Below are 16,047 nucleotides of genomic sequence, written 5' to 3' on the forward strand. Positions count from 1 at the left end.
GCGATGAAGGTCGGCGCGGTCATCATCACCATGGGCAACCGCCCTGACGAGCTCCGGGCCCTGCTCGACTCCGTGGCCAAGCAGGACGGTGACCGGGTCGAGGTGGTCGTGGTGGGCAACGGGTCGCCCGTCCCGGACGTCCCGGAAGGCATACGCACCGTCGAGCTGCCCGAGAACCTGGGCATACCCGGCGGCCGCAACGTCGGCATCGAGGCCTTCGGACCCGGCGGCGCCGACGTCGACATCCTGCTCTTCCTCGACGACGACGGGCTCCTCGCCACCCACGACACCGCCGAGCTGTGCCGCCGTGCCTTCGCCGCCGACCCGGCGCTCGGCATCATCAGCTTCCGTATCGCCGACCCGGAGACCGGCGAGACCCAGCGCCGCCACGTGCCGCGGCTGCGCGCCTCCGACCCGATGCGCTCCTCGCGCGTCACCACCTTCCTCGGCGGCGCCAACGCGGTCCGTACGAAGGTCTTCGGCCAGGTCGGGGGACTTCCGGACGAGTTCTTCTACGCCCATGAGGAGACCGACCTGGCCTGGCGGGCGCTGGACGCCGGCTGGATGATCGACTACCGGTCCGACATGGTGCTGTACCACCCGACGACGGCGCCTTCGCGGCACGCGGTCTACCACCGGATGGTGGCCCGCAACCGTGTCTGGCTCGCCCGCCGGAACCTTCCCGCACCGCTCGTCCCCGTGTATCTGGGCGTCTGGCTGCTCCTGACGCTGGCCCGCCGCCCCTCCGGACCCGCGCTGAAGGCCTGGTTCGGCGGTTTCAAGGAGGGCTGGACCAGCTCGTGCGGACGGAGGCGTCCCATGAAGTGGCGTACGGTGTGGCGCCTGAGCAGACTGGGCCGTCCTCCCGTCATCTGACAAGCTCGTTCCCGTGAGCACGTGGTCCCGACCCCGGTCCCGTGTCCATGGCCCTGACCGACCCGGCCGTGCGCATCCCGAAGACGAAAGTTTCCCCTTGTGAGTGACACAACGCAGGACGGAGCGGTCGCGGTGAGCGACCACCCGTCGCCCGATGGCGGGCTCTCCGCCGCCGAGCTGGCCGGAAAGTACGGGCTGGCGGTCAGCGGTGCGCGGCCCGGCCTCGGCGAGTACGTGCGTCAGCTGTGGGGGCGGCGGCACTTCATCCTCGCCTTCTCGCAGGCCAAGCTCACCGCCCAGTACAGCCAGGCCAAACTCGGCCAGCTGTGGCAGGTGGCGACGCCGCTGCTGAACGCCGCCGTGTACTACTTCATCTTCGGTCTGATCCTGAAGGCCAGCCGGGGCATGTCGCACGACACGTACATCCCGTTCCTGGTGACCGGCGTCTTCGTGTTCACCTTCACGCAGAGCTCGATCATGGCCGGCGTCCGGGCGATCTCGGGCAACCTCGGGCTGGTGCGCGCGCTGCACTTCCCGCGCGCCTCGCTGCCGATCTCCTTCGCGCTCCAGCAGCTCCAGCAGCTGCTGTTCTCGATGCTCGTGCTGTTCGTCGTGGCGATCGCGTTCGGCAGCTACCCGGGCCTGTCCTGGCTGCTGATCGTGCCCGTGCTCACGCTGCAGTTCCTCTTCAACACCGGCCTCGCGCTCATCGTGGCCAGGCTCGGCGCGAAGACCCCGGACCTCGCCCAGCTGATGCCGTTCATACTGCGCACCTGGATGTACACCTCCGGTGTCATGTTCTCCATCAGCAACATGCTCGTCGGCCGCCCGGAGTGGGTCATCCGCGCGCTCCAGGTGAACCCGGCCGCGATCTACATGGACCTGATGCGCTACGCGCTGATCGACGGCTACGGTGCCTCCCACCTGCCGCCGCACGTATGGGCGATCGCCACCTTCTGGGCCGTGCTCTTCGCCGCGGGCGGATTCGTGTACTTCTGGAAGGCGGAAGAGAGGTACGGCCGTGGCTGACCAGGTGTCCCACATCCCCACCGTCATCGCGGACGAGCTGCACATCGTCTACCGCGTGAACGGCGCCAAGACCGGCAAGGGCAGCGCCACCGCCGCGCTCAGCCGCATCGTCAAGCGCGGCGAGGAACGGGGCGTGCGCAAGGTGCACGCCGTCAAGGGCGTCTCCTTCACCGCCTACCGCGGCGAGGCCATCGGCCTGATCGGCTCCAACGGCTCCGGCAAATCCACGCTGCTGCGGGCCATCGCCGGACTGCTGCCCGCCGAGAAGGGCAAGGTCTACACCGACGGCCAGCCCTCCCTGCTCGGCGTGAACGCGGCCCTGATGAACGACCTGACGGGCGAGCGGAACGTCATATTGGGCGGGCTCGCGATGGGCATGTCCCGCGAGCAGATCAGGGAGCGTTACCAGGAGATCGTCGACTTCTCGGGCATCAACGAGAAGGGCGACTTCATCACGCTGCCGATGCGCACGTACTCCTCCGGCATGGCGGCCCGGCTGCGCTTCTCCATCGCGGCCGCCAAGGACCACGACGTACTGATGATCGACGAGGCGCTGGCCACCGGCGACCGCTCCTTCCAGAAGCGCTCTGAGCAGCGGATCCGCGAGCTGCGCAAGAGCGCGGGCACGGTGTTTCTGGTCAGTCACAACAACAAGTCGATCCGCGACACCTGCGACCGCGTGCTCTGGCTGGAGCGCGGTGAGCTGCGCATGGACGGGCCGACCGAAGAGGTCCTCAAGGAGTACGAGAAGTTCACGGGCAAATAACCCGTCTCGCCCAGGGCCCCGCCGGAACGGTTCGGCGGGGCCCTGCGTCTGCAAAGGGAAAGCCAACTCCTGCTGTGCGTAGGAATCTTGACGCCAATCGGTGTGTTGTTGTGATGTGCAGGACACCCCGACGGTCCGTGCAGCGTTGTACAACGTAAGCTGTACCGGTGCTGAATCGCGCCAAGTGGGGCGATATTGCGCTACGCCCGGTACCCGCGCGCTGCGCGGACCTCCGGGCGGCGTGTCCGAAATGGGCAGTATTGGGTCGGCAGTGTAGAACGGGAGATGTGACGGCAATGGCTACGGAAACTCTCCAGCTCCGCGATGCGTGTGCCGTCCTCGCGCCGGGTGGCGAGCGGTGACCGAAGCCGGGACGGCCCGCACCGGAGATCCGGAGCGCGGCACCCTCGACAAGGCCGCCGACGAGAACTTCCCCGTCGCGCCCTTCTTCCTGCCCAGGGCCTGGCGCGACGACCTGATGGCCGTCTACGGCTTCGCCCGCCTCGTCGACGACATCGGCGACGGCGATCTCGCCCCCGGCGGCACGGACGCCCGGCTGCTCGGCGTGTCGCCCGAGGAGGCCGAGGACCGCCTCGTGCTCCTCGACGCCCTCGAAGCGGACCTCCACCGGGTGTTCGACTCGACCCCGCTCCACCCCTTGCTGCGCCGCCTGCAGCCCACGGTCCGCCGCTCCCGCCTCACCCCCGAGCCCTTCCTGGGCCTGATCGGGGCCAACCGCCAGGACCAGCTCGTCACGCGGTACGAGACGTACGACGACCTGCTGGCCTACTGCGAGCTGTCGGCCAATCCGGTCGGGCGCCTGGTCCTCTCGGTCACCGGCACCTCGACGCCCGAGCGGGTCCGCCGCTCCGACGCGGTGTGCACGGCGCTGCAGATCGTCGAGCACCTCCAGGACGTGGCCGAGGACCTCGGCCGCGACCGCATCTACCTGCCCGCCGAGGATATGAAGCGCTTCCATGTCCAGGAGGCGGATCTCGCCACGGCCACAGCAGGCGCATCGGTGCGCGCGCTGGTTGCATACGAAGCAGAACGCGCGCTCCACCTCCTGAATGAAGGCACCCCCCTCGTGGGTAGCGTCCACGGCAGGCTGAAGCTGCTGCTCGCGGGGTTCGTGGCAGGGGGAAGGGCGGCAATCCGTGCGATTGCCGTCGCTGAATACGACGTACTTCCCGGCCCGCCCAAGCCCGGCAAGCTCCAGTTGCTGCGCGAGGTGGGAGTGACTCTGCGAGGAAAGGGGTGATCCGGACCGTGGAGTCGGAACAACACGTGTCCGCACCGGTACTCGCCGCTTACAGCTACTGCGAGGCAGTGACCGGTCAGCAGGCGCGTAATTTCGCGTACGGCATCCGACTTCTCCCGACGCCCAAGCGTCGCGCGATGTCGGCGCTCTACGCGTTCTCACGGCGTGTCGACGACATCGGCGACGGCACGCTGGCACCGGATGTGAAGGCGGCCCGCCTCCAGGACACCAGGGCGCTGCTCACCCGGGTCCGTGAGGGCCGGGTCGACGAGGACGACACCGACCCGGTCGCGGTCGCCCTCAGTCACACCGCGGCGTACTTCCCGGTGCCGCTCGGCGGCCTCGACGAGCTCATCGACGGCGTCCTGATGGACGTACGCGGTGAGACGTACGAGACCTGGGACGACCTGAAGGTGTACTGCCGGTGCGTGGCCGGGGCGATCGGGCGGCTCTCGCTCGGCGTTTTCGGTACGGAACCGGGGGCGCGCGGCGCCGAACGCGCGCCGGAGTATGCCGACACGCTCGGGCTCGCGCTCCAGCTCACCAACATCCTGCGCGACGTACGTGAGGATGCCGCGGACGGGCGCACCTATCTGCCCGCCGACGACCTCGCCAAGTTCGGCTGCTCGGCCGGGTTCAACGGGTCGAAGCCGCCGGAGGGCTCCGACTTCGCGGGCCTGGTGCACTTCGAGGTGAGACGGGCCCGCACCCTCTTCGCGGAGGGCTACCGGTTGCTGCCCATGCTGGACCGGCGCAGCGGCGCCTGCGTCGCGGCCATGGCCGGCATCTACCGGCGGCTGCTGGACCGCATCGAGCGGGAGCCGGAGGCCGTGCTGCGCGGCCGCGTCTCGCTGCCGGGCCGGGAAAAGGCGTACGTCGCCGTGCGCGGCCTCTCCGGCCTGGACGCGCGGCACGTGTCCCGCCGCACCGTCAGGAGGCGCACCTGATGGACAATCTGGGCCAAGGTGATTCCACCGGAGGAAAGCGGCACGCAACCCTCCGGCGGTCCGTGGCGTCCCTGACTGCGACGGCCGGTCGTACACCGTTCGAGGATCGCGGCGGGCCGAAGGGGGAGGGCACACGATGAGCGAGGCCACGCAGCCGGGGGAGCCGGACGCGGACGGTCCGGCCGGCGCGGGCCGCTCCGGGACGCCCGCCGGTGCGGCCGGCCCCGGGACATCCGCCGTGGTCGTCGGTGGCGGGCTCGCCGGGATCACCGCCGCCCTCTCGCTCGCCGACGCCGGGGTGCGCGTGACGCTGCTCGAAGGCAGGCCGCGGCTGGGCGGGCTGGCCTTCTCCTTCCAGCGCGGCGAGCTCACCGTGGACAACGGCCAGCACGTGTTCCTGCGCTGCTGCACCGCCTACCGGTGGTTCCTCGACCGCATCGACGCGACCTCGCTGGCGCCGGTGCAGGACCGTCTCGACGTGCCCGTTCTCGACGCGGAGGGCACTCCGGGACGACGGCTCGGCAGAATCGGCCGCACCGCGCTGCCGGTGCCGCTGCATCTCGCACGCAGCCTGGCGACCTATCAGCATCTGTCGCTCACCGAGCGCGCCAAGGTCGGCCGTGCCGCTCTGGCGCTCAAGGCGCTCGACCTCGACGATCCGGCGCTCGACGACCAGGACTTCGGCAGCTGGCTCGCCGGGCACGGCCAGTCGGAGCGTGCCGTCGAGGCACTGTGGGACCTGGTGGGGGTCGCCACCCTCAACGCGGTGGCCGGCGACTCGTCGCTCGGGCTCGCCGCGATGGTGTTCAAGACCGGTCTGCTGTCCGACCCGGGCGCGGCCGACATCGGCTGGGCGCGCGTCCCGCTGGGCGAACTGCACGACACACTGGCCCGCAAGGCGCTCGACTCCGCGGGCGTCCGTACCGAGGTCCGTACACGAGTCACCTCCATCTCCCTCAACGAGAACGGGCGTTGGAGCGTTCAGGTTCCCGGCGGGACATTCGACGCGGACACCGTGGTGCTCGCCGTACCCCAGCGCGAGGCGCACGATCTGCTGCCCGCGGGCGCGCTGGACGCCCCCGAGCGACTCCTGGAGATCGGCACCGCGCCGATCCTCAACGTCCACGTGGTCTACGACCGCAAGGTGCTCACGCGTCCGTTCTTCGCCGCGCTCGGCTCCCCGGTGCAGTGGGTCTTCGACCGCACCGAGGCGTCCGGACTGCGGGAGGGGCAGTACCTGGCCCTGTCCCAGTCGGCCGCGCAGCACGAGATCGACGAGACCGTCGCCGTGCTGCGCGAGCGCTATCTGACGGAGCTGGAGCGGCTGCTGCCCGCTGCCCGCGACGCCGAGGTGAAGGACTTCTTCGTGACCCGGGAGCGCACCGCGACGTTCGCCCCCGCCCCTGGCGTCGGGCGGCTGCGGCCCGGCGCCCGCACCAAGGCTCCCGGCCTGTATCTGGCCGGCGCGTGGACCGCCACCGGGTGGCCCGCGACCATGGAGAGCGCGGTCCGCAGCGGTGCCGGAGCGGCCGGAGCCGCGCTGGGCGCCCTGGGCCGGCCCCGCGATCACCTCCTCGCGTTCGAGGAGACGGCCCCCACCCTGCCGGGAGACACCCCTCGGGCCCCCGGCCGAACACCGGCGGGAACCGGCGCTTCGCCGCGAGGTGGACTCAGGTGAGGGTCGAGCAGCGCGCGGTGGACCCCCGCACCCCCGGTACCGCAACAAGAGGAGAGACTGTGCCCACTGTGCCCCCGGCCGAATCGGCTGCCGACGCGGTGGACGTGACCGCGCTCCTGGAGCGCGGCCGGACCCTGGCCACACCGGTGCTGAAAGCGGCCGTCGACCGCCTGGCGTCGCCCATGGACACCGTCGCCGCCTACCACTTCGGCTGGATCGACGCAGCGGGCAACCCCGCCGACGGCGACGGGGGCAAGGCCGTGCGCCCGGCGCTGGCCGTCCTGTCCGCGCAGGCCGCGGGCGCCGCCCCGGAGGTCGGCGTGCCCGGCGCGGTCGCGGTGGAGCTGGTGCACAACTTCTCGCTGCTGCACGACGACCTCATGGACGGCGACGAGCAGCGCCGCCACCGCGACACCGTCTGGAAGGTGCACGGCCCCGCCCAGGCGATCCTGGTCGGCGACGCCCTGTTCGCGCTGGCCAACGAGGTCCTCCTCGAACTCGGCACCGCCGAGGCCGGCCGCGCCACCCGCCGCCTGACCACCGCCACCCGGGCCCTCATCGACGGCCAGGCACAGGACATCTCCTACGAGCACCGCGACCGGGTCAGCGTCGAGGAGTGCCTGGAGATGGAGGGCAACAAGACGGGCGCCCTGCTCGCCTGCGCCTGCTCGATCGGCGCGGTCCTCGGCGGCGCGGACGACCGCACCGCCGACACGCTGGAACGATACGGCTACCACCTCGGCCTGGCCTTCCAGGCCGTCGACGACCTGCTCGGCATCTGGGGCGACCCGGAGGCCACCGGCAAGCAGACCTGGAGCGATCTGCGCCAGCGCAAGAAGTCCCTGCCGGTCGTGGCGGCGCTCGCCGCGGGCGGCCCCGCCTCGGAGCGGCTCGGCCGGCTGCTCGCCGAGGACGCCAAGGCCAGCGACTTCGAGAACTTCTCCGAGGAGGAGTTCGCGGCCCGCGCCGCGCTCATCGAGGAGGCGGGCGGCCGCGAGTGGACCGCCCAGGAGGCACGCCGTCAGCACACCATCGCCATCGAGGCCCTGAACGCCGTCGAGATGTCCGACGAGGTGCGGGCCCAACTCGTCGCGCTCGCCGACTTCGTCGTCGTACGAAAGAGATGATCACTATCGGTCGAATAATCCTCGCGTAGTCGCCGGCCGGTGTCTCCCCGGGTTCTCCGCTCCGTACGAGAACAGGGGACCCATGAGAGCGACGCACCGGCCGACGGCGGACCCACAGCAGAGACGTACCACTGCACGAAGGGGAAGCCATGACAGCGACGACCGACGGAAGCACCGGGGCACTGCCGCCCCGCGCGGCCGCGGCCAGCGAAATCCAGCCAGAGACGACTCCCGTGGCGGCCGGGACAGTCGAGACCCGAGACGTCGCCAAGCACGCCATACAGCGTGCCACCGGCTACCTGCTCTCGCGGCAGGACGCCGAGGGCTGGTGGAAGGGCGACCTCGAGACGAACGTCACGATGGACGCCGAGGACCTGCTCCTGCGCCAGTTCCTGGGAATCCTCGACGAGACGACCACCCACGCCGCCGGTCTGTTCATCCGCGGCGAGCAGCGCGAGGACGGCGCCTGGGCCACTTTCTACCGTGGCCCGGGCGACATCTCCGCCACCGTCGAGGCGTACGTCGCCCTGCGGCTGGCCGGGGACGCCCCCGACGCGCCGCACATGACGAAGGCCGCCGCGTGGGTCCGTGAGCGGGGCGGCATCGCCTCGGCCCGCGTCTTCACCCGGATCTGGCTCGCCCTGTTCGGCTGGTGGAAGTGGGACGACCTCCCCGAACTCCCGCCGGAACTCATCTACTTCCCGAAGTGGATGCCACTCAACATCTACGACTTCGGATGCTGGGCGCGGCAGACGATCGTGCCGCTCACCATCGTCTCGGCGAAGCGACCTGTGCGGCCCGCGCCGTTCCCGCTGGACGAGCTGCACACCGACCCGGGCAATCCCAGTCCGCTCAGGCCCACGGCCCCCATGGCGAGTTGGAACGGCGTCTTCCAGCGGCTGGACAAGGCGCTGCACCAGTACCGCAAGGTCGCGCCGGGGCCGCTGCGCCGTGCCGCCATGAACGCGGCGGCTCGCTGGATCATCGAACGGCAGGAGAACGACGGCTGTTGGGGCGGTATCCAGCCGCCCGCGGTGTACTCCGTCATCGCGCTCCACCTGCTCGGCTACGACCTCGACCACCCGGTGATGCGCGCCGGGTTGGAGTCCCTGGACCGCTTCACGGTCTGGCGCGAGGACGGGGCCCGGATGATCGAGGCCTGCCAGTCGCCCGTGTGGGACACCTGCCTGGCGACCATCGCGCTCGCCGACGCGGGCCTGCCGGCCGACCATCCGCAGCTGGTCAAGGCCGCGGACTGGATGCTCGGCGAGGAGATCGTCAGACCCGGCGACTGGTCGGTGAAGCGGCCTCATCTCCCGCCGGGAGGCTGGGCGTTCGAGTTCCACAACGACAACTACCCCGACATCGACGACACCGCCGAGGTGGTCCTCGCGCTGCGCCGTGTGCGCCATCACGACCCGGAACGCCTCGAGAAGGCGATCGGGCGCGGGGTGCGCTGGAACCTCGGCATGCAGTCCAAGGACGGCGGCTGGGGCGCGTTCGACGTCGACAACACCAGCTCCTTCCCCAACCGGCTGCCGTTCTGCGACTTCGGCGAGGTGATCGACCCGCCGTCCGCGGACGTCACCGCGCATGTGGTGGAGATGCTCGCGGTGGAGGGCCTCTCGCACGACCCGCGCACCCGCCGGGGCATCGAGTGGCTGCTCGCCGAACAGGAGCCGAACGGCTCCTGGTTCGGGCGCTGGGGCGTCAACTACATCTACGGCACGGGATCGGTGGTGCCCGCCCTGGCGGCCGCCGGACTGCCCGCCTCGCACCCGGCGATCCGCCGGGCGGTCGGCTGGCTGGAGACCGTCCAGAACGAGGACGGCGGCTGGGGCGAGGACCTGCGCTCCTACGACGACGCCGCCGAGTGGAGCGGCAAAGGCGCCTCGACCGCCTCGCAGACCGGGTGGGCGCTGCTCGCGCTGCTCGCGGCCGGGGAGCGCGACTCCAAGGCCGTGGAGCGCGGTATCGCCTGGCTCGCGGAGACCCAGCTGCCCGACGGCTCCTGGGACGAGCCGTACTTCACCGGCACCGGGTTCCCGTGGGACTTCTCGATCAACTACCACCTCTACCGGCAGGTCTTCCCGCTCACCGCGCTCGGCCGCTATGTCAACGGCGAGCCGTTCGCCGAGGTCAAGGGGGGTTGATGAGCACGAAGCCCGAACCGGCCCCGCTGCTGATCGCCTGCGCGCTCGGCATCGAGCACCTCGCCCTGCGCACCGGCGACCGGAGCGGTTCCGACGGGCCCGTCACCGTCCTGCGCACCGGCATGGGACCAAGGGCCGCGGAGCTCTCGCTGGGCCGGGTCCTCGCCGGCCCGGCGCTGCGCGAGGCCGCCGTCCTGGCCACGGGCTTCTGCGCGGGGCTCGCCCCGGGCATGCACCCCGGCGACCTGGTGGTCGCCGAGGAGACCCGGGACCGGCGCGGGAGCACTCCGTGCGTGGGCACGGAGCTGCTGGTCAAGGAGCTGGTGCGCGCCGTGCCCGGGCGCACCGTCCATACGGGGCCGCTCACCGGCTCCGACCACGTCGTCCGCGGTCACGAACGGTCGGACCTGTTCGCGACCGGCGCCATCGCGGTCGACATGGAGTCCGCGGCCACGCTGTACAGCGCCGTCCGCGCGGGCCCCCGTCCGGTTGCGGCCGTCCGGGTGGTCGTGGACGCTCCAGAACATGAACTCGTCCGTATCGGCACGGTGCGCGGAGGAATATCAGCCTTCCGTGTTCTTCGTGCCATCCTTCCCGCTTTCTTTGAATGGCACCGTTCTTTGCTGCTCCCTCGGAGGTGAGCCATATGGCCATGCCACTTCGGCAGTCCATGAAGGTCGCTGCATACCTGTTTGAACAGAAGCTCAGGAAGCGGGACAAGTTCGCGCTGATTGTCGAGTTGGAACCCCTCTTCGCGTGCAATCTCGCGTGCGAGGGATGTGGCAAGATCCAGCACCCCGCCGGCGTGCTCAAGCAGCGGATGCCGGTGGCCCAGGCCGTGGGCGCCGTGCTGGAGTCCGGCGCCCCGATGGTGTCCATCGCGGGCGGCGAACCTCTGATGCACCCGCAGATCGACGAGATCGTGCGGCAGTTGGTGGCCAAGAAGAAGTTCGTCTTCCTGTGCACCAACGCGATGTTGCTGCGCAAGAAGATGGACAAGTTCAAGCCCTCGCCGTACTTCGCGTGGGCCGTGCACATCGACGGGCTGCGTGAGCGGCACGACGAGTCCGTGGCCAAGGAAGGCGTCTTCGACGAGGCGGTCGAGGCCATCAAGGAGGCCAAGCGGCGCGGCTTCCGGGTCACCACCAACTCGACCTTCTTCAACACCGACACCCCGCAGACCGTCATCGAGGTCCTCAACTACCTCAACGACGACCTGAAGGTGGACGAGATGATGCTCTCGCCCGCCTACGCCTATGAGAAGGCCCCCGACCAGGAGCACTTCCTCGGCGTCCAGCAGACCCGGGAACTGTTCAAGAAGGCCTTCGCGGGCGGCAACCGGCGCCGCTGGCGGCTCAACCAGAGCCCGCTCTTCCTGGACTTCCTGGAGGGCAAGGTCGACTTCCCGTGCACCGCGTGGGCGATCCCGAGCTACTCGCTCTTCGGCTGGCAGAAGCCCTGCTACCTGATGAGCGACGGGTACGTGCAGACGTACAAGCAGCTCCTCGAGGAGACCGACTGGGACTCCTACGGCCGCGGCAAGGACGAGAGGTGCGCCAACTGCATGGCGCACTGCGGCTACGAGCCGACCGCCGTCCTCGCCACCATGGGCTCCCTCAAGGAGTCCCTGCGCGCCGCCCGCGAGACGTTCACGGAAGGCCGCGGGTGACGTCATGACCGCCGTTTCCTTGGGCCTCCCCGAGGTGCCGGTCCGACCGATCGCGGAACGCCGTGTGTCACGGCGGATCCAGGTCGGACCGGTGGCGGTCGGGGGAGGAGCACCCGTCTCCGTGCAGTCGATGACGACGACGCGTACGTCGGACGTCGGTGCCACGCTGCAGCAGATCGCGGAACTCACCGCGTCCGGCTGCCAGATCGTCCGGGTCGCCTGTCCCACGCAGGACGACGCGGACGCCCTCGCGACGATCGCCCGCAAGTCGCAGATCCCGGTGATCGCCGACATCCACTTCCAGCCGAAGTACGTCTTCGCCGCCATCGACGCGGGCTGCGCGGCGGTGCGGGTGAACCCGGGCAACATCAAGCAGTTCGACGACAAGGTGAAGGAGATCGCGCGCGCCGCCTCCCAGGCGGGCACGCCCATCCGGATCGGTGTGAACGCGGGCTCGCTCGACCGGCGGCTGCTGGAGAAGTACGGCAGGGCGACGCCGGAGGCGCTCGTCGAGTCGGCGCTGTGGGAGGCGTCCCTCTTCGAGGAGCACGGGTTCCGGGACATCAAGATCTCGGTGAAGCACAACGACCCGGTCGTCATGGTAAACGCCTACCGCCAACTGGCGGCGGCCTGCGACTACCCGCTCCACCTGGGCGTCACGGAGGCCGGGCCGGCGTTCCAGGGGACCATCAAGTCGGCCGTCGCCTTCGGGGCGTTGCTCGCGGAGGGCATCGGGGACACCATCCGGGTCTCCCTGAGCGCGCCGCCCGCCGAGGAGTGCAAGGTCGGTATCCAGATCCTGGAGTCGCTGGGCCTGCGGCAGCGGCGCCTGGAGATCGTCTCGTGCCCGTCCTGCGGGCGCGCCCAGGTGGACGTCTACAAGCTGGCCGACGAGGTCACGGCCGGTCTGGAGGGGATGGAGGTCCCGTTGCGCGTCGCGGTCATGGGCTGCGTCGTCAACGGCCCCGGCGAGGCGCGGGAGGCGGACCTGGGGGTCGCCTCCGGCAACGGCAAGGGGCAGATCTTCGTCAAGGGCGAGGTCATCAAGACCGTGCCCGAGTCGAAGATCGTCGAGACCCTCATCGAGGAAGCGATGAAGATCGCCGAGCAGATGGAGAACGACGGCGTCGGGTCCGGGGAACCGGCCGTCACCGTGAGTTGATCAGCACGGACCGAGAGGGGGCCCGAGCGTGACGATTCTGGAGAGCATCCGGGGACCACGCGACCTGAAGGCGCTGTCCGAGGCGGAGGTCGGTGAACTGGCCGATGAGATCCGGGAGTTCCTGGTGCACGCGGTCGCCAGGACCGGTGGACATCTCGGGCCCAATCTGGGGGTGGTGGAACTCTCCATCGCACTCCACAGGGTCTTCGAGTCACCCGTCGACCGCATCCTGTGGGACACCGGTCACCAGAGCTATGTGCACAAGCTGTTGACGGGACGTCAGGACTTCTCCAAGCTGCGCGGCAAGGGGGGCCTGTCCGGCTACCCCTCGCGCGAGGAGTCCGAGCACGACATCATCGAGAACAGCCACGCCTCCACGGCGCTCGGCTGGGCGGACGGCCTCGCCAAGGCCCGCCAGGTGCAGGGGGAGAAGGGCCATGTCGTCGCGGTCATCGGCGACGGCGCGCTGACCGGCGGGATGGCGTGGGAGGCGCTGAACAACATCGCCGCCGCGAAGGACCGTCCGCTGATCATCGTCGTCAACGACAACGAACGCTCGTACGCGCCGACCATCGGCGGCCTCGCCAACCACCTCGCCACCCTGCGGACGACGGACAGCTACGAGAGGGTGCTGGCCTGGGGCAAGGACGTACTGCTGCGCACGCCCGTCGTCGGCCCCACGCTCTACGAGTCCCTGCACGGCGCCAAGAAGGGCTTCAAGGACGCCTTCGCACCGCAGGGCATGTTCGAGGACCTCGGACTCAAGTACGTCGGTCCGATCGACGGACACGACACGGGAGCCGTGGAGTCCGCGCTCCGGCGCGCGAAGCGCTTCCACGGGCCGGTGCTGATCCACTGTCTGACGGAGAAGGGCCGCGGCTACGAACCCGCGCTCGCGCACGAGGAGGACCGCTTCCACACGGTGGGCGTGATGGACCCCCTCACCTGCGAGCCGCTCGCGCCCTCCAACGGGCCTTCCTGGACCTCGGTGTTCGGCGACGAGATCGCCCGGATCGGGGAGGAGCGCGAGGACGTCGTGGCGATAACGGCGGCGATGCTGCACCCGGTGGGACTCGGCAGGTTCGCCGAGCGGTTCCCCGACCGGGTGTGGGACGTCGGGATCGCCGAGCAGCACGCCACGGTCTCCGCGGCCGGACTCGCCACGGGCGGCCTCCACCCGGTCGTCGCCGTCTACGCCACCTTCCTCAACCGGGCCTTCGACCAGCTCCTGATGGACGTCGCGCTGCACCGCTGCGGCGTCACCTTCGTACTGGACCGGGCCGGTGTCACCGGCGTCGACGGCGCCTCGCACAACGGCATGTGGGACATGTCCGTCCTGCAGGTCGTGCCGGGCCTCAGGATCGCCGCGCCGCGCGACGCCGACCAACTCCGCGCCCAGTTGCGGGAGGCGGTCGCCGTCGACGACGCGCCGACACTCATCCGCTTCCCGAAGGAGTCGGTGGGCCCGGCGATCCCGGCGACCGACCGGGTGGGTGGCCTCGACGTCCTGCACCGGTCCGCCGAGACCCCGCAGGTCCTCCTGGTGGCCGTCGGCGTCATGGCGCCGGTCTGCCTCCAAGCCGCCGAACTGCTGGAGGCCCGGGGCATCGGCTGCACGGTCGTCGACCCGCGCTGGGTCAAACCCGTCGACCCGGCCCTGCCCGGCCTCGCGGCCGAACACCGGCTCGTGGCGGTCGTCGAGGACAACAGCCGGGCGGCCGGCGTGGGCTCGGCGGTCGCGCTGGCCCTGGGGGACGCCGAAGTAGACGTACCCGTAAGGAGGTTCGGGATTCCGGAGCAGTTCCTCGCGCACGCCAAGCGCGCGGAAGTGCTGGCCGACATCGGGCTCACGCCCGTCGAGATCGCCGGGCGGATCGGGGCCGGCCTGGCAGTCAAGGACGAGCTGTCCAAGGAGAAACAGGAATGACCACCCCTTCCGGAAAACGGGAGTTCGACCTCGGCGCGCTGCTGGCCGAGCGCGGGGCCGAGCGCTACGAGCTGCACACCAAGTACCTGAACCACCAGCTCCCGCGCATGCTGCACACCATCGGCTTCGACAAGGTGTACGAGCGGGCCGAGGGCGCGCACTTCTGGGACGCGGACGGCAACGACTACCTGGACATGCTCGCCGGGTTCGGGGTGATGGGCCTGGGCCGCCATCACCCCGTCGTCCGCCAGGCGCTGCACGACGTCCTGGACGCCTCGCTCGCCGACCTCACCCGCTTCGACTGCCAGCCCCTGCCCGGACTGCTGGCGGAGAAGCTGCTCGCGCACAGCCCGCACCTGGACCGGGTGTTCTTCGCCAACAGCGGTACGGAGGCCGTGGAGACCGCCCTGAAGTTCGCCCGGTACGCCACCGGCAGGCCGAGGATCCTCTACTGCTCCCACGCCTTCCACGGGCTGACCACCGGGTCGCTGTCCGTGAACGGCGAGGACGGGTTCCGTGACGGCTTCGCCCCGCTGCTGCCCGACACCGCCGTCCCGCTCGGCGACCTCGACGCGCTGGCCCGCGAGCTGAAGCGGGGCGACGTCGCCGGGCTCATCGTCGAGCCCATCCAGGGCAAGGGCGTGCACGAGGCCCCGCCCGGCTATCTGCGCGCCGCCCAGGAGTTGCTGCACCGGCACAAGGCGCTGCTCATCGCCGACGAGGTGCAGACGGGTCTGGGGCGGACCGGGGACTTCTACGCCTACCAGCACGAGGACGGCGTGGAACCCGACCTGGTCTGCGTGGCGAAGGCTCTGTCCGGCGGCTACGTGCCGGTCGGCGCCACCCTCGGCAAGGACTGGATCTTCAAGAAGGTCTACTCGTCGATGGACCGGGTCCTCGTCCACTCGGCGAGCTTCGGGTCCAACGCGCAGGCCATGGCGGCCGGCCTCGCCGTGCTCTCGGTGATGGAGAACGAGCAGGTCGTCGCGAACGCGCGGGCCACGGGAGAGCAGTTGAAGACCCGGCTCGCGGCGCTCGTCGACACGTACGAGCTGCTCAGCGACGTCCGCGGCCGGGGGCTGATGATCGGCATCGAGTTCGGACGGCCCAAGTCGCTGAAGCTGCGCAGCCGCTGGACCATGCTGCAGGCCGCGCGCAAGGGGCTCTTCGCGCAGATGGTCGTCGTCCCGCTGCTGCAGCGGCACCGCATCCTCACCCAGGTCTCCGGGGACCACCTGGAGGTGATCAAACTGATCCCGCCGCTGATCGTCGGTGAGCGGGACGTGGACCGGTTCATGGAGGCCTTCGTCGCCGTGATGGACGACGCGCACAGCGGTGGCGGGCTGATGTGGGACTTCGGGAAGACGCTGGTCAAGCAGGCGGTGGCGAACCGCTAAGGGCTGTCCCGTAATCACCGGTGGATCAGTGCGCGGGGATCACGGGACAGCGGTC

At 70.2% G+C, this 16,047-nt stretch carries 14 protein-coding genes; all 14 read left to right on the plus strand.

The window, feature by feature from the left end; translation table 11 throughout:
• The first annotated feature begins 3 nt into the window (after positions 1 to 3).
• The 14 genes from OHB41_RS39445 to OHB41_RS39505 all read left to right on the plus strand — a co-directional run bounded on the left by OHB41_RS39445 (position 4) and on the right by OHB41_RS39505 (position 15,992).
• The gene (locus tag OHB41_RS39445; RefSeq protein WP_451289673.1) at positions 4 to 876 is read left to right on the plus strand and encodes a glycosyltransferase family 2 protein; all 873 of its coding nucleotides are present in this window, start codon (positions 4 to 6) and stop codon (positions 874 to 876) included.
• A 99-nt stretch (positions 877 to 975) separates the two neighbouring features.
• The gene (locus OHB41_RS39450; protein ID WP_266704316.1) at positions 976 to 1,905 is read left to right on the plus strand and encodes an ABC transporter permease; all 930 of its coding nucleotides are present in this window, start codon (positions 976 to 978) and stop codon (positions 1,903 to 1,905) included.
• Positions 1,898 to 2,671 carry an ABC transporter ATP-binding protein gene (locus tag OHB41_RS39455; RefSeq protein WP_266704318.1) on the plus strand — a complete coding sequence of 258 codons (774 nt, stop codon included), beginning with the start codon at positions 1,898 to 1,900 and terminating at the stop codon, positions 2,669 to 2,671. The genes OHB41_RS39450 and OHB41_RS39455 overlap by 8 nt, the downstream gene beginning before the upstream one ends.
• A 358-nt stretch (positions 2,672 to 3,029) precedes the next feature.
• Positions 3,030 to 3,932 (plus strand): squalene synthase HpnC, encoded by a 903-nt coding sequence (hpnC, locus tag OHB41_RS39460; protein ID WP_266704320.1) that lies wholly within the window; start codon positions 3,030 to 3,032, stop codon positions 3,930 to 3,932.
• Positions 3,929 to 4,879, plus strand: coding sequence for a presqualene diphosphate synthase HpnD (hpnD, locus tag OHB41_RS39465; protein ID WP_266704322.1), 951 nt, complete (start codon positions 3,929 to 3,931; stop codon positions 4,877 to 4,879). The genes hpnC and hpnD overlap by 4 nt, the downstream gene beginning before the upstream one ends.
• The gene (locus OHB41_RS52420; protein ID WP_353962913.1) at positions 4,879 to 5,019 is read left to right on the plus strand and encodes a DUF6380 family protein; all 141 of its coding nucleotides are present in this window, start codon (positions 4,879 to 4,881) and stop codon (positions 5,017 to 5,019) included. Before hpnD ends, OHB41_RS52420 begins: the two co-directional genes overlap by 1 nt.
• Positions 5,016 to 6,557, plus strand: coding sequence for a hydroxysqualene dehydroxylase HpnE (gene hpnE / locus OHB41_RS39470; RefSeq protein WP_266704324.1), 1,542 nt, complete (start codon positions 5,016 to 5,018; stop codon positions 6,555 to 6,557). Before OHB41_RS52420 ends, hpnE begins: the two co-directional genes overlap by 4 nt.
• Positions 6,554 to 7,684, plus strand: coding sequence for a polyprenyl synthetase family protein (locus OHB41_RS39475; RefSeq protein ID WP_266704326.1), 1,131 nt, complete (start codon positions 6,554 to 6,556; stop codon positions 7,682 to 7,684). The genes hpnE and OHB41_RS39475 overlap by 4 nt, the downstream gene beginning before the upstream one ends.
• Positions 7,685 to 7,833: 149 nt before the next feature.
• Positions 7,834 to 9,837 carry a squalene--hopene cyclase gene (gene shc / locus OHB41_RS39480; protein WP_266704328.1) on the plus strand — a complete coding sequence of 668 codons (2,004 nt, stop codon included), beginning with the start codon at positions 7,834 to 7,836 and terminating at the stop codon, positions 9,835 to 9,837.
• On the plus strand, positions 9,837 to 10,478 hold the full coding sequence (locus OHB41_RS39485) for a 5'-methylthioadenosine/S-adenosylhomocysteine nucleosidase family protein (protein ID WP_266704330.1): 642 nt from the start codon (positions 9,837 to 9,839) through the stop codon (positions 10,476 to 10,478). The genes shc and OHB41_RS39485 overlap by 1 nt, the downstream gene beginning before the upstream one ends.
• Positions 10,479 to 10,483: 5 nt before the next feature.
• On the plus strand, positions 10,484 to 11,506 hold the full coding sequence (gene hpnH, locus OHB41_RS39490; RefSeq protein WP_266704332.1) for an adenosyl-hopene transferase HpnH: 1,023 nt from the start codon (positions 10,484 to 10,486) through the stop codon (positions 11,504 to 11,506).
• A gap of 4 nt (positions 11,507 to 11,510) precedes the next feature.
• Positions 11,511 to 12,668, plus strand: coding sequence for a flavodoxin-dependent (E)-4-hydroxy-3-methylbut-2-enyl-diphosphate synthase (gene ispG, locus OHB41_RS39495; protein WP_266704334.1), 1,158 nt, complete (start codon positions 11,511 to 11,513; stop codon positions 12,666 to 12,668).
• A gap of 28 nt (positions 12,669 to 12,696) precedes the next feature.
• Positions 12,697 to 14,595, plus strand: a complete 1,899-nt coding sequence (gene dxs, locus OHB41_RS39500) for a 1-deoxy-D-xylulose-5-phosphate synthase (protein ID WP_266704336.1) — start codon at positions 12,697 to 12,699, stop codon at positions 14,593 to 14,595.
• Entirely contained in the window at positions 14,592 to 15,992 is a 1,401-nt protein-coding gene (locus OHB41_RS39505) for an aspartate aminotransferase family protein (protein WP_266704338.1), read from the plus strand. Before dxs ends, OHB41_RS39505 begins: the two co-directional genes overlap by 4 nt.
• The last annotated feature ends 55 nt before the right edge of the window (positions 15,993 to 16,047 follow it).

The organism is Streptomyces sp. NBC_01571 (genome assembly GCF_026339875.1).
Taxonomy (GTDB): Bacteria; Actinomycetota; Actinomycetes; order Streptomycetales; family Streptomycetaceae; genus Streptomyces.